General features: G+C 49.6%; 1 rRNA gene. It reads left to right on the plus strand.

Annotated features, from left to right (window positions below):
* Positions 1–244, plus strand: a 16S ribosomal RNA gene (locus KGF42_RS19645); the annotation flags it as partial.

The raw sequence follows: 244 nt of genomic DNA on the forward strand, positions 1-244 counted from the left end.
GGCGTGCCTAACACATGCAAGTTGAGCGATTTACTTCGGTAAAGAGCGGCGGACGGGTGAGTAACGCGTGGGTAACCTACCCTGTACACACGGATAACATACCGAAAGGTATGCTAATACGGGATAATATATTTGAGAGGCATCTCTTAAATATCAAAGGTGAGCCAGTACAGGATGGACCCGCGTCTGATTAGCTAGTTGGTAGGGTAACGGCTTACCAAGGCGACGATCAGTAGCCGACCTG

It is taken from the genome of Clostridioides sp. ZZV15-6383, from assembly GCF_020657735.1.
Lineage (GTDB): Bacteria > Bacillota > Clostridia > Peptostreptococcales > Peptostreptococcaceae > Clostridioides > Clostridioides difficile_D.